The following is a 20,250-nucleotide window of genomic DNA, read 5'->3' on the forward strand; positions in this document are numbered from 1 at the left end:
CAGGTGCGGGCTACGGCTTCCAGGAGCCGGCGCTCTCGAACTTGTGCTTGTACTCCAGCGCGCCGTTCTTGTTGCGGACGTCGAAAACCACGGTGCCCGTGCGCTTGCTGCCCTCGCGCAGGTTGTTGCCGGAGCTCAGCGTGTCGCCGCAGCCGGAGAGCGCGCTGGCCAGCCCGTTGGTCGTGGTGCCGTCCGAGGCCACCCACTCGAAGTAGAACGGGTTGATCGAGCCCTTGCCCTTGGTCACCGTGGCGGTGACGTGGGCGATCAGGTACATGCCCTTGTCCGGGTCCGGAGCGTACTCCCGGCAGCCCTTGGAGGCGGTGGTGAACCGGGTGACCGTGACCTCCAGGGTCCCCTCGTCGTCGGAGAGGACCAGCGTGTCGCCGGGCTTCATGTTGTAGGTCTCGTCGTCCTTGCCCGGGGCGGCGCTGGTGGCGGGCGCCCCGCCCGGCGCGACCTTGGTGGTCGCCGGGGTGGGCAGGGCCTTCTCCAGGTCGTCCTTCGCCTTGTCGGCGCCGGCGACGACCGCCGCGATGCCGCCGACGCAGCAGAGCAGGGTCAGCACGACCGCCACGATCGCGATGATCAGGACGGTCTTCTTCTTGTTGTTCGGCGGCGCGACCGGCTGCGGCGGGCCGAGCGGGTAGCCGGGCGCGCCGGACGTCACCTGCGGGTACGGCATGCCGGAGATCGGCGGCTGCGGCATCCCGGACGTCGGCTGGTGCGGTGGGGCCCACGGCTCGCCCGGCGTCCCGGACACCGGCGGCTGCGGCGCGCCGGAGACCGGCGGCTGCGCCCACGGCTCGCCGGGCACGCCCGACACCGGGGGCTGCGGGGCGCCGGAGACCGGCGGCTGGGGCGCGGCCCACGGGTCGTTGGCCGGCTGCTGCGGCACGGGCGGGAGCGGGGACCACGGGTCGCCCGCGGGCTGGGGGCCGCCGGAGACCGGCGGCTGGGGCGGGTAACCGCCCTGGTTGGCGGGGAACTGCGGCATCGGTGCCGGCGGGTACGGCTGCGGCTGCTGCGGGCTCGGCTGGTAGGGATCCTGCGGCCCGTATGGGGGCTGGGGGTGACTCACCGTACTCCTAGGCACCTGACGACGACGGCAAACGCGGCTGACGCTACCGTTCGCGGACAACGGAACATCCTCGCGTCTCCGGCGGCCCGGCGTCGTCCCCTGAACGGTTCCCGTGCCGGGTCGAAGGGCCATGGCTCCCGTGGCGGGTCAGCGGGGCGGCAGCACGGCGGCGGTGCGCACCAGGGCGTCGTCGACGCTGAACCGGCCGGTGACCAGGGTCGGCGGGTCGGCCACCGGGGCGGCGTCGGTCCGGGCCGGCGTGATGCGGGCGGTGAACGTGCCGGCGTCCGGGTCGAGTTCCACCAGGGCGTCGTGGAAGTCCAGCCAGGTGCCGACGACCGGATGCCACACCTTGTAGATCGTCTCCTTGGCGCTGAACACCACCGCCGGCCAGGAGGTCCCCGCCGGCAGGCGGGCGAACCGGTCCTCCTCCTCGGGCAGGCAGATCAGCCGGCGTACGCCCGAGTTGAGCTCCTTGTGCCGCTCGGCGTCGATGCCGACCGACCGGACCTCGGCGTCGCGGGCCGCGACGGCCGCGCAGTAGTCCCGGGTGTGGGTGATGGCGCCGACCACGCCCGCCGGCCAGATCGGCGACCGGTCGGCCGCCGCCGGCACCGGGGCCGGGGGCACGCCGAGCGCCCCCATCGCGCGGCGGGCGCACACCCGCCCGGCGGTGAAGTCGCGGCGGCGGCTCTCCACCGCCCGGTCGCTGAGGCACGCCCGCTCGGCCGGCAGCAACTCGCCCGTCCAGTCCGCCGGCCCGGCCACCGCAACCGCCACCGACGGCGGCAGCAGGTCACGCATCGCCGCCCCCCGAGAGGTACGCCCGCACGCGCGCCCGCTCGGCGTCGAGCCCGTCGGCCGGCACCGGCGGCGACTCCGGCCACAGCTCCACCACCGGCTCGCCGTCGCGGGCCTCCCAGGTGCCCACCACCCGACCCCGGTGCACCACCACCGGCGAGATCCAGCCGGCGGCCCGGCTGACGGAGGCGCGTCGGTCGGCCGGGACGATCGTGGTGTCCTTCGTGCCCGGCCCGAGCACCCACTGGTCGAAGGCGGGCAGCAAGCGTACGGCGTCGTCGGGGCGGGCGGCGGCGATCTCGTCCACGTCGACTGCACGCGCGTACGCGGGCCGCTCGTCGACGGTCACCGGCACCAGTTCGCCCGCGTCGACGAGCCGGGCGAACCAGCCGCGCAGCGCGGCCCGCTTCGAGCCGCCCCGGCTCAGCCACTGGTCGAAGGTCTCCGCGCTCGCCGGCCCGTACGCGCCCAGCCAGGCCGGCACCACCCGGGACGCGGCCTCCTCGGGGTCGGGCAGGCCGGGCCAGTCGGGCAGCAGCGTCTCCGGCCGGGTGAAGGTGACCCGGTTGCCCTCGGTCGGCCCCTGCACCAGCAGGCCCTGCCAGGCCAGCGGCTTGAGCACGGCCCCCCACCCGGAGTCGAGGTGTGCGGCGACCGTCCGGTCGCCGGTGCGTTCCACGATCTCGGCGGTGAGCTGCTTTCGGGTCAGCGTCCGGCCGTCGAGCGCGGCGGCGGCCGACTCGGCGATCGCCGCGAGCCGGTCCACGGTCACGAAGGTGCGCTGCCACGAGCCCTTCTCCCAGAACCGGCCGGCGGCCAGCAGGGACAGGCAGGCGGGCGCGTCCTCGACGCGCAGCACGTGCAGGGTGCCGCGCATCGCCCAGGTGCGCAGCAGCCGACGCCGCGCGAGCGCGGCCGCGACCGCCCCGGGCCGGGGATCGGCCTGTCGGGCGGCGACGGCCTGCTCGGCGGTGGAGGCGACCTGCGCCTGCACGCCGACCAGGCGGCCGACCACGTCGACGGGGGCCACGCCCGCCGGCCGGTGCAGCAGGTGCCGGCTGGCCCGCCAGGCCAGCACCTGGTCCACGGTCAGCGTCGCGACGGCCATGGTTGGTGAACGTACCGCAACCGCGTAACGCCGTAGCGTTCGGTGGCGCTGATGGGGCGTCGCAGGGGGACGGCTCTCATCCATTGTCGACTCTGGTCCGCCGGGGGGCGGGCCGCCACGTGAACCAGAGAGGGAGTGCGATGACCGGTGGTGTGGAAGGCTCAAAGTCCCCCATGGACGATCACGCCCCGGTGACGCCGGGCTGGACCTGCGGCACCTGCGGCGCCGACTGGCCGTGCACCACCAAGCGCGCCCGGTTGCTGGAGGAGTACCGGGTCGACCGCGCCATGCTCAGCGTCTACCTGGGCTCCTGCCTCGCGGCCGCCGCCCAGGACCTGACGCCGGCGCCCGGGACCACCCTCCAGGACCGGTTCATGGGCTGGCTGCCCCGGCAGCACCGGCGCGAGTGACGGCGCGGGCCGATCAGCTTCCACCGGCCGCCGGGGCCCACCCGTCCACCGTGCTCCGCACCAGGTCATGGCCCAGATCGAGGCGGATGCCGTCCGGGTTGGTCAGCTCGGCGTCGGCGTACCACGACCGGTCGGCTTCGGGGTGCGGTCCCACGAGTCCGACCCGCCCGGCGCCGAAGGCGGTGACGACGGCGGCGGGTGCGCCGGTGTCGTAGGTGGCGAGCACGATGCCCGGCGTCCCGGGTCGCAGCTCGAGCGTCGGCCCGTCCTGGAAGAACATGTGCCGGGGCCGGCCGCGCCACCGGACGGGTACCACCGCGTCGTCGGCGCTGTCGACGCTCGCCCCGGCCGTCCTGATGTACTGGTCGACCTTCCCGTCGAGCAGCCCGAAGCCGGGCCGGGCGGCGGCGAGGTACGCCCCCAGGCAGAAACCGAGGTAGTGGCCGCCGTCGCGGACGAAGCCACGGATGTCCTCGGCGTGGTCACGCAGCCTGCGCCAGGCCGGGCCGACGTTGCCGCCGCCGGGTTGGGCGTAGACCGCCGCTTCGGCCAGCGCGCTCCGCGAGATCTGCCGCTGCTCGCCCGGGCCGCAGTATTCGGTGCGGAACTCGCCGGGTGCGCTGCGCAGGAGGGCGGCCACGGCCTCGGCGCAGCCGGAACAGGCAGCCGGTCCCCGGTAGACCAGTGCCAGCGGCCGGTCGCCGTCCCCGGTGACCGCCGACACGCCGGCCCACCCGAGGGCGGCCAGGGTGCCGGCGGCACCGGCACCGACGACGAGGCGTCGCCGGCTGATCCGCCGGGTCTCTCCCCGCAGCAGGCCCGAGCTGGTCCGTCCCATGTCGCATCCCTGCCGTTCAGCCGCGCCGCCAGGCGGTGACGTGCCGGTCGGCGGAAGGCGGCGCAGGTCGTGCGTACATCGACATGCCGGCCCGACCCCGCGATGCTCGGCCTGGCCGGGTGACCAGTCGACCGGCGCCGCGCGAGAGCAGCGTCACGAGCCCTTCCAGCGGGCCACGGCCCGCAGTGGCCCACCAGGCGGTCGCGACCAGCACGACGACCAGGACCTGCGCGAGGTATCCGGCCGTGGGCTCGAGAGTGTCGAGCTCGGAATTGATGAACACGATGTGCGCGGTGTAGAGCGTCAGCGTCATGCTGCCGGCCGCGGCGAGGGGCACCAGCAGCACGGAGGCCGCCCGCCGTGCGACGTGGCCGAGGAGCAGCATGGCGGCGAGCACGGCGACCGCGCTCCCGATCGTGCCGAGCAGATCGAGCGGGGTGCTGGTGTGCGGCGCGTCGACCGCGAGCCACCACCACGTCGAGGTGGGCGTGCTGCCGTCCCCGCCGAGCGCGAGGAGCCCGCTCGTCTCGGCCACGGTCAACCCGCTCTTCGGCTGCGTGAACCAGATCTGTTGCAGACCCTCGTACCGGTTCAGCAGGACCCACGACGCCACCGGCACCGCCGCGGCGAGCGCGACCCCGGTGTAGAGCAGGCCGAGGATCACCCCCAGCCGGGTGAGGGTCAACCGCCCGACCACCAGCCCGGCGCAGAGGTACGCCAGCCACGTCACCGCCGGGAACTCCCCCGTCATCGACAGCTCGGTGAGCAGCGCGCCGGGAGCGTCGACGAGGTGCGCGAACGCCGGATTGTCGTAGGTCGGTTCCGGTAGCTGCGGCAGCAGAAGCTGGCGGAGCACGGGAACGCCGGCGGCCACGGCCAGGCCGGTGAACGCCACCAGCCAGGTCGGCAGGAACACCAGCGGGATGGCCAGCACGAACATCGCCGCGTAGTACGGCAGGATCACCGACGCCAGGGACGCGTCGGTGTAGCCCAGTGCCAAGCCGATCGCGCCGATGGCCAGGGCCCGGACGACGAGCGCCGCCACCGGGCCCGCGCCGTCGGCCAGGCGGACCCGCCGTCGACCGGTCATGAACGCGATGCCGACCCCGGCCAGCACCGCGAACAGGGCGGCCGCCCGGCCGCCGAAGATGGTGAACGACCAGGTCGGTCGGCCCAGGGCGTCGGACTGGTACAGCGAATGCACGGCGATCATCCCGAACAGCGCGACGCCACGCGCGGCGTCCACGCCGAGCAGCCGGGAGCGCCCGGCCGTCGCGGGCGGAGCGTCGCCGGCCCGGTCCAGGGCGGCGCGGCTGAGGTAAACGGTCTGTGTCATGGCCTCATCACGGTGTCGATCAGGTCGCAGCCGAGATCCGTGCCGAGCCGGTCGGCGATCGGCAACCCGGCGTCGACGTACCAGTCGTCGGTGGCTTCGGGGTGCGGGCCGACGACCCCGACCCGGCCCGCGCCGAAGGGGGCGACCATCGCGGCGACGGTGCCGTTCGGGTAGGTCGCGAGGACGTCGGCCTCGGCCTTCGGGCGCAGCCAGAAGTACGGGCCGTCCTGGAAGAAGAGCGTCCGCCGCCGGCCGCGCCAGGAGACCTGGACGACGGTGTTCCGTTCCGAGTCGACCGTGGCGGCGGACGAGGCGATGTACTGGTCGGTGTCCCCGGGCAGGAGGCCGAAGCCGGGGGTGGCCCCCGCGAGGTAGCCGCCGAGGCAGATGCCGAGGTACCTCCCGCCGGAGTGGACGAACTGCCTGATCTCGTCGCGGTGGCCCTTCAGGTGGCGGTAGCCGCGTTTGAGGGTGCCGCCACCGGGCTGGGCGTAGAGCGTCGCCCCGGCCAGGGCCCGCTGGGTCAGCGGCAGGTCGTCCGCGTCCGGGCCGACGTACCGGACGTCGAAGCCCCAACGGCTGGACTTGAGTAGCGCCGCCACCGCCTCCGGGCAGCCGGGCAGCGTCGCCGGCCCCCGGTAGACCAGCGCCACCAGCGGCTCCGGCGACCCGGGCAGTGGCGAGCGGACCGTCAGGCCACGACCGGCGAGTGCCCGCCCGCCGGCGGCGAGCAGCCGACCGACGTTCCCCATCGCCATCACGGCCTCGTCGGCAGCGGGGCGTCGAGGGTCAGCGCGGTGCAGCGGACTCCGCCTCCGCCCTTGGCGAGCTCGGTCGTGTCGAGTTCGACGACCCGCAGGCCGCGCTCGCGCAGCGCGGTCGCGAGCCGCGGCGCCCCGCTGGTCATGGTCACGGTGGTGCCGTCACTGATCAGGTTGAGCGCGAAGCGCGTCGCCTCCTCGACGCAGACCTCGATCAGGTCCATGCCGAGGCCGCGCAGCCGCTGGCGGCTCGGCTCGTCGAGGGCCTCCGGGCAGTAGGCGAGCGTTCGTCCCGGCTCGACGACGCCCACCGCCAGGTCGAGGTCGTACCACCGGTGGCTCACCGTCCGCAGCGGCACGATCTCGTAGCCCAGCTCCTCCGCGAGCACGGCATGCATCCGCCGGTCGGTCCGCTGGCCGTAGCCGGCGAGCAGCAGGTCGCCGCAGGCCAGGGCGTCGCCCTGCCCGCTGAACGGGTACGGCGCCTCCAGGACCTCGAAGTCGTGGTCGATCAGCCACTCCTGGAAGTACGGCAGTTCCGCCTTGCGCTCAGGTGGTGGTGCTCCCAGCACGGCTCGACGGCCCCGCACCAGGGCGGCGTTCGCGGTGAAGACCATGTCCGGGCACTCCGGCGCCGACGTCACGTACTCGGTGCGGCGCCCCGCCGCCCGGTGCGCGGCGACGATGCGCTCGTGTTCGAGGATCGCCACCGCGTGATCGGGCTGGATCTCGGTGTGCATGTACGGGTTGATCTCGTAGTCGACGCGGAAGTGAGCCGCGTCGGAAACCAGCAGTGCCTTGTTCATCGAACGTGCTTCCCTTTCGGTGAGTGGATGGTGGACGGGATCGAGCTGCGGAGCGGTGCGAGCCGCAGCCGTACGGCGCGGCATCAGGCCGCCCGTTGGCTTGTGGTGTCGTGGGTGAGCACGCCCTGGGCGGGGATTCCGCGCCATCGGGTCCCGGGAACCAGGTGTTCGCCCTTCATCAGCAGCGAGAGCGAGCCCAACATGACGTCGTCGCCGACGACCGCGTCGTAGAGCACGATGGCGCGGGTGCCGATCGTGGCGCCGGCGCCGACCGTGACGACGGACATCTTCATCACCCGGTCCTCGAACAGGTGGGTCTGCAGCGACACCTCGGTGCCCACGGTCGCGTCGTCGCCGATCTCGACGAGGTCGAACTCGGTGAGGTACGTCGTGCCGATCCAGGTGCGTCTGCCGACGCGGACCCCGAACCAGCGCAGCAGCGGCGGCAGGAACGGCGTGCCGACCAGGAGCCCGATGCCGGCGGGGACCGCTGCGGCCTCGTAGAGGCCGGTGACGAACTCGGTGCGCCGGACGAAGCCGCTCCACAGCGGTTCCACCCGGGGCCGATAGGTGCCGACGACGTTGCGCTTGGTCGCCGCGCAGAAGGCGATCACGGCGACGCTCGACGTCATCGCGACGAAGGGCGACACCAGCGCCGGCACGAGCAGGTCCCGGCCGTTGGCGAGTTGGGACAGCGCCATGAGGTAGAGGTAGAAGCTGGCGCCGAGCACCGATGCGGGCAGGGTCGCGCGGAAGAACTCGACGAACAGCCGCCGGGCCACCACGACGCGCGGCGGGCGGTACGTCACTTCCTCGGAGAAGGAGCCGCTGCTCTGGCGCGCCGGCAGGTGCATCGCCGGTGAACCCAACCAGGACGTGCCCTCCGGGACGCCGTCGTCGGGCGGCAGCGTGCCGACGCCGATCAGGGACCCCTCGCCCAGCACCGTTCCGGCCGGTACGAACGCGGCGTTGCCGACGAAGGCCCGGCTGCCGACCGTGGTGGGCAGGAACGCCATGCGGCCGTTGGCGAACGTCGCGGCGCCGAGGCTGGCCATGTCGGCGACGAAGCTCTCCGATCCCAGGGTGAGCAGGTCGGGGTCCAGGTGCGCGGCGGTGGAGACCTCGGCGCCACGGCCGACCCGGGCACCGAGCAGTCGCAGCCAGGGCCCGGTGTAGAGGGTCGCGTAGAGCGAGTTGGTGAACATGAGGCTCGACTCGAGCAGCTTGTCGGCGATCCACTTGCGCACGCCGAGCATCGAGTGGATGCGGTGGTGAATGCCGACCGGCACCCGCGGCAGCACGAGACGCTTGCCGGCGGCGACCAACGCGCAGACGGTGAGTACGTAGACGATTCCGGCCGGCAGGGTCGCGACCAGGCCGGCGAGCAGACCATGGGTCAGCAGCACCCACCACACCAGCGCCACGCTGGGCAGGACCATCGCGATCGCCATGAGTTCCAGCCCGACCAGGCCGACCAGCGCGGCGGCGATGTGGTGCACGCGCCAGCCACGCCGCAGGCGGCGGTAGCTGAGCAGCGATTCCACGGTGGGAGCGAGCCGGGGGGTCGGTGCCGGCGGCGAGCCCGCCCAACGCTCCCCGGGTGGCACCGTCTCGCCGTGGACGAGGACGGACTGTTCGCCGAGGCCGGCGTCCGCCCCGACCGAGGCGCCGGGCTCGAGGACCGCGTTCGCGCCGACGAAGGCGTCCGCCCCGATCGTGACCGGCCCGACGACGACCCAGCCGTCCTCCGCCCGCCACGGCCGCAGCGAGACGCCGTACCCGACCGAGGCGTCCCGCCCGACGGAAATCAGGGTCGGCAGGCTGATCGCGCTCGTCGCGATCATGGTCCGGCGGCCGATCCGGGCACCGAGCAGCCGCAGGTAGGTCGCCATCAGCGGAGAACCGCTGAGCGCGGGCAGCGGCCCGACCGCCAGCAGCGTGTTCAGCGCCCAGAGCCGGACGTAGGTGGGGCCCCACAGGCGGTACCGGCCGGGCCGGATGCCCGCGGCCAACGGCCGGGCCAGCAGCACCGGCAGCACCCACCGCACGCCGAGGTAGCTGAGCAGGATCGCGACCATCAGCTCCACGAGGACGCGGGCCGACACGAAACCGTCGTTGCGGGTGTAGACGTAGGAGACGGGGAGCGTGACCGCCAGCAGCAGCAGGTAGATCACCGCCGCCTGGCCGGACCCGGCCAGCGCGATCCGCCGGCTGCCGTGCCGCACCGGGGCGGGGCGGGGCGGAGCGCTGGGCGCGACGGTCCGATCGGCGGCGCCGAGATGAGCCGCCATGCCTCGTACGGTCGGGTGGGCGTACAGGTCGCGGACCGCCGGACTCACGCCGACCTTGCGGGCGCGCAGCAGCGACACCACCCGCGCCGCCAGCAGCGAATGCCCGCCGAGGTCGGCGAAGAAGTCCGCCTCGACCGAGAGCGCCTCGGACTCGATGCCGAACGCCTCCGCCCACGCCGCGCGTACCTGCTCCTCCAGCTCGCCCTCGGCGGCCACGACCGGGCCGGTGGCGAGGGTGAGCCGGCGGTTCGGCGGGGGCAGCCGTTTCCGGTCGACCTTTCCGCTGGGCATGGTCGGCAGCGCGGTGACGACGTCCAGGAAGGAGGGCACCATGTAACCGGGCAGCCGGGTCTGCAGGGTGTGGCACAGCCGGGCGACCAGTTCCTTGCGCCCGCCCTCGTCGCTGTCGTGCGCGACGAGGTAGGCGGCCAGCTCGTGGGGGGCGTCCGGGGCGTCGGCGACCGGGACCAGCGCCGCCACGGCCTCGGCCACCCCCGGGTCCTCCAGCAGTACGCTCTCGATCTCACCGAGGTCCACCCGATGGCCACGGATCTTGACCTCGGAGTCCGCCCGGCCCAGGTACTCGATCTCGCCTTCCTCGGTGATCCGACCGAGGTCCCCGGTGCGGTACAGCCGACCGCCGGGCGGCGCCAGGGCGTGCGCGATGAACCGGTCGGCGGTCAGGTCCGGGCGACCCACGTACCCGCGCGCCACCCCCGGGCCGCCGATGCAGATCTCACCCACCTCGCCGTCGGCGACCGGCTGCCGCTGCTCGTCAAGCAGCACCACGGAGTAGGTCGGCAGGGGCCGCCCGATGGTGACCGGTCGCCCGGGGCGCAGCTCGCCCCAGGTCGCGGTGACCGTGGCCTCGGTCGGCCCGTAGGTGTTGAGGATTCGCCGGCCGGGCCGGCTCCACCGCTCGACCAGCTGCCCCGGGCAGGCCTCCCCGCCGACGAGCAGGTTGCGGATCCGGGGCAGGTCGCGCGGAACGGTGGCCAGCAGGGTGGGCACGCAGTAGAGGACGGTGATGCGTGCCTCGTCCAGGAAGTCCGCCAGCTCCGCGCCGAGGCGGCGCGAGTCGTTCGGACCGGCCACCAGGGTGGCGCCGACCGACCACGTCGGCCAGATTTCCTCGATCGCGAAGTCGAACGCGATCGTCATTCCCTGGTAGACCCGGTCCGTCGGGCGCACGTCGTACACGCCGGGCACCACGTCGAGGAAGTTGCAGATGCTCGACTGCGCGACGTCGACGCCCTTGGGTCGACCGCTCGACCCGGAGGTGTAGATCACGTAGGCGCCGGGGTCCTGGCTGCCGTCGCCGCCGAGTTCCGGCCGGTCGCCGGGCGCGGCGGCGAGTTCGGCAGCGCACTCGTCGACGACGAGGGCCGGCCGGTCGCCCACCCGGTCGGCGAGCGCCGAGGACGTCAACACCAGGTCGACGGCGGAATCCTCGGCGATGTAGGCGACCCGGTCGGCCGGGGACTCGGGGTCGATCGGCACGAACGCCGCGCCGGCTTTCCCCACGCCCAGCAACGCCACGTACGTCTCGACGGAGCGCCGCAGCAGGATGGCCACCCGCGAGTCGTCCCCGACACCGAGCGCGCGCAGGTGGTGGGCCAACCGGTTGGCGCGCTCGTCCAGCTCGCGGTAGGTCAACCGCGCACCGCCGCACTCGAGCGCGATGGCCGACGGGTTCCGGTCGCACGCGGACTCGAACACGTGGTGCAGGCGCCGCGTGCGTGTGACGCCGCCCTCGTCCCACGGCCCCCGCACGGCATCGACGACCAGCGAGCCGACCGCGACGCGCGCCTCCGCGTCCGGAAGATGCTCCGGCATCGGGGGAGACGTGGGCGTACCGGTGAGACCTACCTGTTCCACGGAACCGCAAACCTCCTGCGTCGATTACGAGCGAGCAACCGGTGCCGTGCGGCGGACGCCTGTGCGGACCCCGGCATCACCGGATCGGTGGCAGGGATGTCCGACAGAAGCCACCCGCAGGGCAGGTGCGATGGACAGCGAGACCGCCGTGAAGCCCGCGAGGCGTCACGGAAGTGGCAAATCGTCGTAACGGGTGTCGGCTGAACCCGCCGACCGCAGCCGGGATCAGCCGGTGCTTGCGCCTGCTACCGGCCGGGGCTGATCGGTCGCGTGCGGGTGTGGCGGGGCATCGACACCCCGAGGGCCGCGGGTCGGGAGCGCCGGTCCCGACCGGACAGTGGCCGCGACGACCGAGAGGTGCGTCAGGGGACCTGCCGCGGCGCGGACGCCGCTGCGCCGTGCCGGTCGATGTCGCCGCCCGGTGGCGTCGACAAGGGCCGGGGCGGCGACGGAGCGGGCCGCGGCGGAGCGGGCGGCGACGGAAAGTCCCTTGAGGACGGCGGGCGACCCACCGTCGTGAATGTAAACGGCCACTCGGACGAGAGTAGGGAGGCAATTAGAGCTTTATGTCGGGTTATGCGGTGTTGCGTGATGTGCGGTCTCCAGAAGGTGAACATCCGGATGAACGGCCTGTCCGGCGACACCGGTGACGACCGGCGCAGGCAGTCGAATATGGAATGACGAGGCATGAACCCCGCGTCGGCCAGGGGGTGGCCGACCGGGAAGTCCGGGCGGCCGTCGGCTCGCGGCGGCGGTCGATCCGCACCGTTTGCGCGGGATGACGGACCGTAAGATGTCGGATGTAAACCATCCGTTCGGTGTCGCGTAGGTCGGAAATCTGACCGAAGTCGACCCGTTGTGCCAGTGGTGTGGGGTGGTTAAGCTCTTCATGCGCGCCCCAATCGCCCGCTTCCCCCGTGGCAGGCGATCGGGGCGCGCTTCTACGTCGACGGGCCCGCACGCCACGCGTGCGGGCCCGTTCCCGTGCGCCCGCCGCGCTCCCGGGTGAGGCCCCGGAGCCGCGGCGGGTCGCGCGCCGTCGGTCAGATCCAGCGGCCGTCCAGCCACATCCGCGCCGACCACTCGGCGTACGGGAGCAGCTTGCCGACGAAGATCGGATGGAAGTACGCGAAGCAGAGCGCGACCAGCAGGACGTACGCCCCGGCGATCACCCCGCCCACGAGCCGGCGGTCCTGGCCGGCGTCGAGCGGCGCGACGGTGCCGCCCCCGGGCGGGCCGGCGGGTGTGACGATCGCGCCGAGCACGTAGACCACCGCCAGCACCAGGAACGGCAGCACCGGCGCGGTGTAGAAGGAGAACATCGTCCGGCCGTCCAGCGCGAACCAGAACCAGGGCAGCAGGCCGGCCGCCACGACGAGCAGGATCGCGCCGGCCCGCCAGTCCCGCCGGGCCAGGCCCAGCCACGCCAGCGCCACCAGGGCGGGCAGGAACGACCACCAGAGCAGGGGCGTGCCGAGCAGCAGGACCTCCGAGGCGCAGCTCGGCGCGCCGCAGGCCCCGTTGCCCGACCAGTAGAAGGCGACCGGCCGGCCCAGCAGCAGCCACTGCCACGGCCACGACTGGTACTTGTGTGGGTCGTCCAGCGTCCTGTGGAAGCCGTACGCCGCCTTGTGGTACTCGACGAGGTTGTGCAGCGCCCCGATGACCGGGGTGTCGCTCAGCGGGGCGTTCGGGTACCGCTCCGCGAGCCGGTAGTAGCCGTCGTCGCCGAGCAGCCAACCGGACCAGGTGGCGACGTAGGTGACCACCATCAGCACCCCGGCCAGCACCAGCCAGGGCAGCTCGTCGAGGAGGGTGTCCCGCCACGGCCGGCGGGCGCCCGCGGAGCGGCGGACCCCGACCTCCCAGAGGATCACCAGCAGCGCGAACACGGGCACGAAGTAGAGCGCGCTCCACTTCACCGCGCAGGCACAGCCGAACAGCACCCCGGCGGCCAGGCGCCACCACGGCCAGTTCCGCCAGCCGCCCGCCGGCCGCCCGGCCCGCCCCGGCCGGCCCGGGTCGAGGCCCGCCTCCAGCGCCCGGGCCCACCGGCGGCGCCGGGCGTCCCGGTCCAGCACCAGGGCGCCGAACGTGGCCAGCACGAAGAACAGCAGGAAGATGTCGAGCAGCGCCGTGCGGGACAGCACCAGGTGGAAGCCGTCCAGCGCGAGCAGCAGGCCGGCCGCGCAGCCGAGCGCGGTCGAGCGGAACATCCGCCGGCCGATGCGGACCAACATCAGCACCGACAGGGTGCCGACGACCGCCGCCGAGAACCGCCAGCCGAACTCCGGGGCGGTGGTCATCAGGTGCCCCGGCACGGAGATGCCGTGCTCGGCGTCCGAGTAGCCGAACGCCCACTCGCCGAGCCCGATCAGCCACTTGCCGAGCGGCGGGTGGACCACGTACGAGGGGCCGCCGTCCTGGTAGTTCCACTCGACGCCCTTGTCGACCAGGGCCCAGCCCTCGCGGGCGTAGTAGATCTCGTCGAAGATCTTCCCGGGCGGATGGCTCAGGCCGACGAACCGCAGGATCGCCGCGATCGCGACGATCACGCCGGTGGCCAGCCAGGAGCGCGCGTCCAGCCGGGCCTCCACGGTCGCCAGCCGGCGCCGGACGACGCCGGGAACTCCGCTGCCGGGAGCCGGGGACGACCCCTCCGGTGGCGCGCCCGTCGTGGGATCGGGTCCCGCCTGGTCCGCGCTCTGTGCTGTCGACGCACTCGTCACCCGGCGATCGTAGGCTGCCAAGGTGCCCGGTGGCGCCCGTCGTCTCCGATACCGGCACCCCTGTCGATGAAGGAGCCGTTCCCGTGGGTGAAATGTCCGACACCGGGCGCCTGATCCTCCTCGGCGCGCCGCTCGGCAACCCGGCCGACGCCTCGGCGCGCTTCCGCGAGGTGCTCGCCGCCGCCGACGTGGTGGCCGCCGAGGACACCCGCCGGCTCACCCGCCTGGCCCGCGACCTGGACGTCACCGTGGCGGGGCGGATCGTCTCCTACTTCGAGGGCAACGAGGAGCGGCGCACCCCCGAGCTGGCCGACGTGCTGACCGCCGGCTACGTGGTCGCCCTGGTCACCGACGGCGGCATGCCGAGCGTCTCCGACCCCGGCTACCGGCTGGTGCGGGCCGCCCTGGACGCCGGCGTGCCGGTCACCGCCGCGCCCGGCCCGAGCGCCGTCACCACCGCGCTGGCGCTGTCCGGGCTGCCCTGCGACCGGTTCTGCTTCGAGGGATTCCTGCCGCGCACCCCCGGCGCCCGCCGGTCCCGGCTGCGGGCGCTCGCCGCCGAGGAACGGACGCTGGTCTTCTTCGAGGCGCCCCACCGGATCGCCGGCGCGCTCGCCGACCTGGCCGCCGCGTTCGGCGCCGACCGGCCCGCCGCGCTGTGCCGCGAGCTGACCAAGACGTACGAGGAGATCGTCCGCCGCCCGCTCGGCGAGCTGGCCGACTGGGCCGCCGCGGGGGAGCCCCGCGGCGAGATCACCCTCGTGGTGGCGGGCGCGCCCCAGACGGCCCCGGAACGCCCCGACGACGACACCCTGCGGGCCGCCGTCGCCGCCCGGGAGGCCGCCGGCCTGTCCCGGCGGGACGCGATCACCGAGGTCGCCACGGAGTACGGCCTGCGCCGGCGCGACGTCTACGGCGTCGTGCACGCCTGACGCGCGAGGCGACTCACCAGGCGGCGACGAGGAAGCCGAGGGTGATCACCAGCGGGCCGGCCACGGCGCCGGTGACGGCCCAGCGGCGGGTCCGGGGGTCGGCGAGCCGGATGGCCCCGGTCCACCTGGCGATCCCGGCGCAGCAGCCCAGCACCACCAGCAGGCCGAGCAGCCAGCGCAGGTGCCCGGCCGCCCCGGCGTCCGCGTACGCGGTGCCGCCGTCCGGGCCGGTCATCCGGGCCGGCAGCGTCGCGCCGGTCGCGGTCCGCTCCGCGGCCACCCCGCTGACCCGTACGCCATGCGCGATCCACGGCTCGTCGGCGGGGGTGAAGTTGCCCCGGCAGCGCTGGGCGAGTCCGCCCCCGGTGCAGTCGACGATCACCGCCGTGCCCCGGGTGGCGTGCCCCACCGCCAGCCAGAACGGCCCCGCGATGACCCAGGCGAAGAAGGCCGCGACCAGGCTCAGCGCCAGCAGCACGGCCAGCCCCGGCAGCGGATCGGGCGGGCGCGGGGCGCGCCGGGTCCGCCGGTCCCCGTCCCGGGACGACCGCTGCCGTTCGTGCGGCGGCTCCTCTCTGATCGGCGTGCCGTCCCAGTGCACCTGCTCGATCGGCGGCCAGTACGCGCCCTCGTCGCCGTCGGGCGTACCGCCGGGGTCGTCGCCGTCCGGCGTACCCCCGTCGGCGGGACGTCCACGGCGGGTGTGGTGGGGCTGGCGGACCGGGACCCGGCGCGGCACGGCGTCGACCGGCGCCCCGGTCGTGGGCTCGACCTCGGCGGCCGGCCCGGCGGCCTCGGCCGGCTCGGCGGGCCCGGCGGGCGGCCCGGCGGGCGGCCCGGCGGGGTCGGCGGGCGGCTCCGGCGGCGCGGTGGGGTCGGCGGGCGGCTCCGGCGGCGCGGCGGGCGGGACCACCCGCGGATGCGGCGCGAGGCTGCCGCGCGACGTACCGGCCGCACCGCCGTCCGGCGGGCCGGAGGGGCGGTCGTCGTGATCCCGGGCCGCTCGTCTGCCAGTCACGGCGTTCATTGCACCCCGCCACCCGCGCATGGATGGGCAGCTCAGGCCGCGTGTCGGCGGCAAATCGGACAAACGGCGGACCCGATCCGGCCGGTCCGCCGACCCGCGAGCCCTATTGATTCGCGGTCACCCGAAGCGGGTCACTAGGCTTGCTGGTCATGAGTCACGTTCTCGCGGCGGTTGCCTGGCCGTACGCCAACGGCCCGCGCCACATCGGCCACGTCTCCGGTTTCGGCGTTCCCTCCGACGTCTTCAGCCGGTACATGCGGATGGCCGGCCACGACGTGCTCATGGTGTCGGGCACCGACGAGCACGGCACCCCCATCCAGGTGCAGGCGGACGCCGACGGCGTCACCCCGCGCGAGCTGGCCGACCGCTACAACCGGGTGATCGTCGAGGACCTGCACGGCCTCGGGCTCTCCTACGACCTGTTCACCCGCACCACCACCCGCAACCACTACGCGGTGGTGCAGGAGCTGTTCGAGGGGATGTACCGCAACGGCTACATCGTCCCGAAGACCACCATGGGCGCGATCTCCCCGTCCACCGGCCGGACCCTGCCCGACCGCTACATCGAGGGCACCTGCCCGATCTGCGGCTACGACAGCGCCCGGGGCGACCAGTGCGACAACTGCGGCAACCAACTCGACCCGATCGACCTGATCGACCCGAAGTCGCGGATCAACGGGGAGACCCCGAAGTTCGTCGAGACCGAGCACTTCTTCCTGGACCTGCCCGCCCTGGCCGACGTGCTGCGGCAGTGGCTGGACACCCGCGAGGGCTGGCGGCCCAACGTGCTGCGCTTCTCGCGGAACCTGCTCGACGACCTCCAGCCCCGGGCCATCACCCGGGACCTGGAGTGGGGCGTGCCGATCCCGCTCGACGGCTGGCGGGACCGCCCCGACAAGCGCATCTACGTCTGGTTCGACGCGGTGATCGGCTACCTCTCCGCCTCGATCGAGTGGGCCCGCCGCTCCGGCGACCCGGAGGCGTGGCGCAGGTACTGGAATTCAACGGGCGCGGAGGGCGGTGTCCCGTTTGCCGACGGAGTCGGCGGTGACGCCCGCGCCTACTACTTCATGGGCAAGGACAACATCGTCTTCCACTCGGTGATCTGGCCGGCGCTGCTCTCCGGCTACTCGGGCGAGGGTGACCGCGACGGCCAGCCGGGCGAGCTGGGCCGGCTCAACCTGCCCACCGAGGTGGTCTCCAGCGAATACCTGACCATGGAGGGGCGCAAGTTCTCCTCCTCCCGGCGGGTCGTCATCTACGTCCGGGACTTCCTCGAGCGGTACGACGCCGACGCGCTGCGCTACTTCATCGCCGCCGCCGGCCCGGAGAGCAACGACACCGACTTCACCTGGGCCGAATTCCTCCGCCGCAACAACGACGAGCTGGTCGCCGGCTGGGGCAACCTGGTCAACCGCTCCATCTCGATGGCGGCGAAGAACTTCGGCGCGATCCCGCCCGTCGACCCGGCCGGGCTCACCGAAGCCGACGAGGCGCTGCTCGCGGTCGCCCGGGCCGGCTTCGCGACGGTCGGTGACCTGATCGCCCGGCACCGGCAGAAGCAGGCCATCGGCGAGGCGATGCGGGTGGTCGCCGAAGCCAACAAGTACCTCTCCGAGCAGGCCCCGTGGAAGCTCAAGGGCGAGGCCGACAAGCCCCGGATGGGCACCATCCTGCACGTAGCCCTCCAGGTGGTCAGCGACGCCAACACGCTGCTCACCCCGTTCCTGCCGCACTCCGCGCAGAAGGTGCACGAGCTGCTCGGCGGCACCGGCGTGCACGCCCCGATGCCGGTCATCGAGGAGGTCGACGACCTCGACGGCGGGCCCGCGTACCCGGTGCTGACCGGTGACTACTCGGTCGGCGCGCGCTGGGAGTCCGTGCCGCTGGAGGTGGGCCGGGCGTTGGCCGCACCGAAGCCGGTCTTCCGCAAGCTCGACCCGTCGATCGTCGACGAGGAGTTGGCCCGCCTGGCCGGCTGATCCCCGAGCGTGCCGACGGGCGCGGCCCCCGAGGGGGTCGCGCCCGTCGTCGTCGGCGCCAGCGCGTGCGGCGCCACGGGCGGGGCGGTCAGGCCCGCGCCATCGCCGGCGCGCCGATGAAGTCCATGATGCTGCGGTTCACCTCGGGCGCGTTCGTCCACGGGATGCCGTGCGGCGCGCCCTTCAGGGTGACCAACTGGCTGCCGGCCAGCAGCGGTTGCAGTCGCTGCCCGGTCTTCGGGTACGGCAGCACCGCGTCGGAGTCGCCCTGCACGATCAGCACCGGCACGTCGATGCGGGACACGTCGCCCCGGAAGTCGGTCTGCCAGGCGTCCACGCTGTCGTGGGTGCCCTTCGCCGAGGCCCGGGTGCCGATCTCCCAGTGCGCCCGGAACGCCTCCTCGCTGACCAGCTTGCCCCTGTTCTCCTGGTAGTTGAAGAACGCCTCGCAGAAGGTGGTGAGGTAGGCGAAGCGGTCGTCGAGGATCGCCTGCTGGAAGCCCTGGAAGAGGCTCTTCTCGACCCCCTCCGGGTTGTCCGAGGTCTTCAGCAGGAACGGCGCGAGCGGGGCCAGCAGCACCGCCCGGTCGACCCGCCGTGAGCCGTACACGCCCAGGTAGCGGGTCACCTCGCCGGTGCCCATCGAGTGGCCGACCAGGATCGCGTCGCGCAGGTCCAGCTCGGTCATCAGCACGTCCAGGTCGGCGGCGAACGTGTCGTAGTCGTACCCGAACGCCGGTTGGGCGGAAGCACCGAAACCCCGCCGGTCGTACGTGATCGTCCGGTATCCGGCGGCCAGCAGCGGCCCGGTCTGCTTCTCCCAGGTCGCCCCGTTGAACGGGAAGCCGTGGATCAGCACGATCGGCTGACCGGAGCCGTGGTCCTCGTAGTACAGGTCGATGGGGGCGGAGTTCTCCGTCCCCACGGTGATGAAGGGCATGCGCGTCTCCTGGTCACGTGACAGCCGGACCCGTGCGGGTTCCCGCCCCGTCCCCGGTTATGCCAGCGAGATCCGGCACGCGCCCGGTCAGAGCCGGTACGGCAGGTCCACCACCCGGTCCTCGGTGACCTCGGCGGCCGGCGCCCACGCCTCGTAGACGCCCCGCTCGTGGCACTGCGCCCCGGTCTCCGCCACCGCGTCCGGATCCGGTCGGCGCAGCCGCAGGCGGAGCCAGCCGGTCTCCTCCCGCAGCACCAGGCAGGGCACGCCCCGCCAGTCGGCCAGCCGCAGCCGGCGGGCCGCCCACTCGACCGGGTACCGGGCGGCGCGGGTCATCGCCAGCACCCGGAACCCGCCGGGCAGGTCGGCCACCGCCTCGTAGTCGCCGCCGGCGTAGCCACCGACCAGCCGGGTGGAGCGGGGCGCCTCGCGCGTCGGCACGTACTCCTGGTCGGGGGAGAGCCCCGGCACCGCCGCGAGCAGGTGCCGCCACTGCGGGCCGGCCATCCGCAGCCAGCCGCGCTGCTCGGCCTGGTAGCTGTAGAGCACCACCTCCACGCCGTCGGCCGGGTAGGCGAGCAGGGTGGCGTTCGCCGGCATCGGCAGGTCCGCGAAGTCCCGCGTGACGAACTCCGGGACGAGCTGGCTGTTGCTCGGCACGAACCCCGTGCCGAGGACCGCCGCGCCGAGCCGGTCGCGGGGCGCCAGCGCCGTCAGGCCGCGGTGCGTCTCGCCGACCGGCACGTCGTAGTCGTCCGGGTCGGCGGCCCGCCAGCGCAGCGCGTACGTCACGTCCGCGCCGTCCCGGGCGTCCGAGCCGTCGGTGCGCAGCACCGTCGTCGCCGCCGGGGTACGCAGGTGCGCCACGTCGTGCTCCCGGTAGCAGAAGCCGTGCGGCAGCCACCCGCGCACGTACCCGGCGAGCTGCCGGGCGGAGAGCACCTTCACCATCCGGGTGCCGCGCCGGACCACCGCCGAGGCGCGCACCGCCGCCAGCGTCGGGTCGCCGGCCGCCGTCGGCTGCTGGCTGAGCTGCTGCACGTACGACCAGCCCCGCTCCCGGTGCAGCGGCACCAGCAGCGGCGCCTCCGGCTCCTCGGCCGGCTCGGTCACCGGATGCACGTCGCTGACCTCGGTGGCGTGCACGAACCTGCGCCACGGCCGGGTCGTGCCGGGCCGGGACCACTCGAAGCCGGGCGCCTCGGCCGCGCTGGACAACTCGTACGCCGCGCCCCGGGCGATCTCCTCCGCCGGGTACACCGCGCCCTCGTACGTGACGCTGAGGCCGTTTTCGCTGGTCTGAGGGGTGACGGTCACCCCGCTGACGCTA

General features: G+C 73.8%; 15 protein-coding genes. 3 read left to right on the top strand and 12 right to left on the bottom strand.

The window, feature by feature from the left end; translation table 11 throughout:
• Positions 1–10: 10 nt before the first annotated feature.
• The 3 genes from ACGF5C_RS16645 to ACGF5C_RS16655 form a co-directional block, all read right to left on the bottom strand.
• Entirely contained in the window at positions 11–1,081 is a 1,071-nt protein-coding gene (locus ACGF5C_RS16645; protein WP_393302435.1) for a DUF4352 domain-containing protein, read from the bottom strand.
• A gap of 147 nt (positions 1,082–1,228) precedes the next feature.
• Entirely contained in the window at positions 1,229–1,885 is a 657-nt protein-coding gene (locus tag ACGF5C_RS16650; RefSeq protein WP_393302438.1) for a 4'-phosphopantetheinyl transferase, read from the bottom strand.
• Positions 1,878–2,990: a DNA glycosylase AlkZ-like family protein gene (locus ACGF5C_RS16655; protein WP_393302441.1), complete on the bottom strand. Its 1,113-nt coding sequence runs from the start codon at positions 2,988–2,990 to the stop codon at positions 1,878–1,880. Before ACGF5C_RS16655 ends, ACGF5C_RS16650 begins: the two co-directional genes overlap by 8 nt.
• Positions 2,991–3,163: 173 nt before the next feature.
• Between ACGF5C_RS16655 and ACGF5C_RS16660 the strand changes: the two genes are divergently transcribed.
• Positions 3,164–3,400 (top strand): hypothetical protein, encoded by a 237-nt coding sequence (locus ACGF5C_RS16660; RefSeq protein ID WP_393302444.1) that lies wholly within the window; start codon positions 3,164–3,166, stop codon positions 3,398–3,400.
• Positions 3,401–3,413: 13 nt separating this feature from the next.
• Here ACGF5C_RS16660 and ACGF5C_RS16665 read toward each other — a convergent pair whose 3' ends face one another.
• The 6 genes from ACGF5C_RS16665 to ACGF5C_RS16690 form a co-directional block, all read right to left on the bottom strand.
• Positions 3,414–4,238, bottom strand: a complete 825-nt coding sequence (locus tag ACGF5C_RS16665) for a BPL-N domain-containing protein (RefSeq protein ID WP_393302447.1) — start codon at positions 4,236–4,238, stop codon at positions 3,414–3,416.
• Between the two features lie 16 nt (positions 4,239–4,254).
• Positions 4,255–5,574: a heparan-alpha-glucosaminide N-acetyltransferase domain-containing protein gene (locus ACGF5C_RS16670; protein WP_393302450.1), complete on the bottom strand. Its 1,320-nt coding sequence runs from the start codon at positions 5,572–5,574 to the stop codon at positions 4,255–4,257.
• Positions 5,571–6,332, bottom strand: coding sequence for a BPL-N domain-containing protein (locus ACGF5C_RS16675; protein WP_393302453.1), 762 nt, complete (start codon positions 6,330–6,332; stop codon positions 5,571–5,573). The genes ACGF5C_RS16670 and ACGF5C_RS16675 overlap by 4 nt, the downstream gene beginning before the upstream one ends.
• Positions 6,332–7,141: a dimethylarginine dimethylaminohydrolase family protein gene (locus ACGF5C_RS16680; RefSeq protein WP_393302456.1), complete on the bottom strand. Its 810-nt coding sequence runs from the start codon at positions 7,139–7,141 to the stop codon at positions 6,332–6,334. Before ACGF5C_RS16680 ends, ACGF5C_RS16675 begins: the two co-directional genes overlap by 1 nt.
• A gap of 83 nt (positions 7,142–7,224) precedes the next feature.
• On the bottom strand, positions 7,225–11,268 hold the full coding sequence (locus ACGF5C_RS16685; protein ID WP_393302459.1) for a Pls/PosA family non-ribosomal peptide synthetase: 4,044 nt from the start codon (positions 11,266–11,268) through the stop codon (positions 7,225–7,227).
• A gap of 1,085 nt (positions 11,269–12,353) precedes the next feature.
• Positions 12,354–14,039: a dolichyl-phosphate-mannose--protein mannosyltransferase gene (locus ACGF5C_RS16690; RefSeq protein WP_393302461.1), complete on the bottom strand. Its 1,686-nt coding sequence runs from the start codon at positions 14,037–14,039 to the stop codon at positions 12,354–12,356.
• Between the two features lie 92 nt (positions 14,040–14,131).
• Here ACGF5C_RS16690 and rsmI point away from each other — a divergent pair, with 92 nt between their 5' ends.
• Entirely contained in the window at positions 14,132–14,971 is an 840-nt protein-coding gene (gene rsmI / locus ACGF5C_RS16695; RefSeq protein ID WP_393302760.1) for a 16S rRNA (cytidine(1402)-2'-O)-methyltransferase, read from the top strand.
• Positions 14,972–14,984: 13 nt separating this feature from the next.
• On the opposite strand, the gene ACGF5C_RS16700 is transcribed toward rsmI, so the two are convergent.
• Positions 14,985–15,998: a hypothetical protein gene (locus tag ACGF5C_RS16700; RefSeq protein ID WP_393302464.1), complete on the bottom strand. Its 1,014-nt coding sequence runs from the start codon at positions 15,996–15,998 to the stop codon at positions 14,985–14,987.
• 149 nt (positions 15,999–16,147) lie between these two features.
• Here ACGF5C_RS16700 and metG point away from each other — a divergent pair, with 149 nt between their 5' ends.
• Positions 16,148–17,980 (top strand): methionine--tRNA ligase, encoded by a 1,833-nt coding sequence (metG, locus tag ACGF5C_RS16705; protein WP_357457242.1) that lies wholly within the window; start codon positions 16,148–16,150, stop codon positions 17,978–17,980.
• A gap of 88 nt (positions 17,981–18,068) precedes the next feature.
• Here the strand turns inward: metG and ACGF5C_RS16710 are convergent, their stop codons facing one another.
• A complete protein-coding gene (locus tag ACGF5C_RS16710) occupies positions 18,069–18,920 on the bottom strand; it encodes an alpha/beta fold hydrolase (RefSeq protein WP_393302467.1) in 852 nt (283 codons plus the stop codon).
• An 87-nt stretch (positions 18,921–19,007) separates the two neighbouring features.
• The gene (locus tag ACGF5C_RS16715) at positions 19,008–20,237 is read right to left on the bottom strand and encodes a hypothetical protein (protein WP_393302470.1); all 1,230 of its coding nucleotides are present in this window, start codon (positions 20,235–20,237) and stop codon (positions 19,008–19,010) included.
• Positions 20,238–20,250 lie beyond the last annotated feature (13 nt).

The organism is Micromonospora sp. NPDC047620, assembly GCF_043205005.1.
Classification (GTDB): domain Bacteria; phylum Actinomycetota; class Actinomycetes; order Mycobacteriales; family Micromonosporaceae; genus Micromonospora.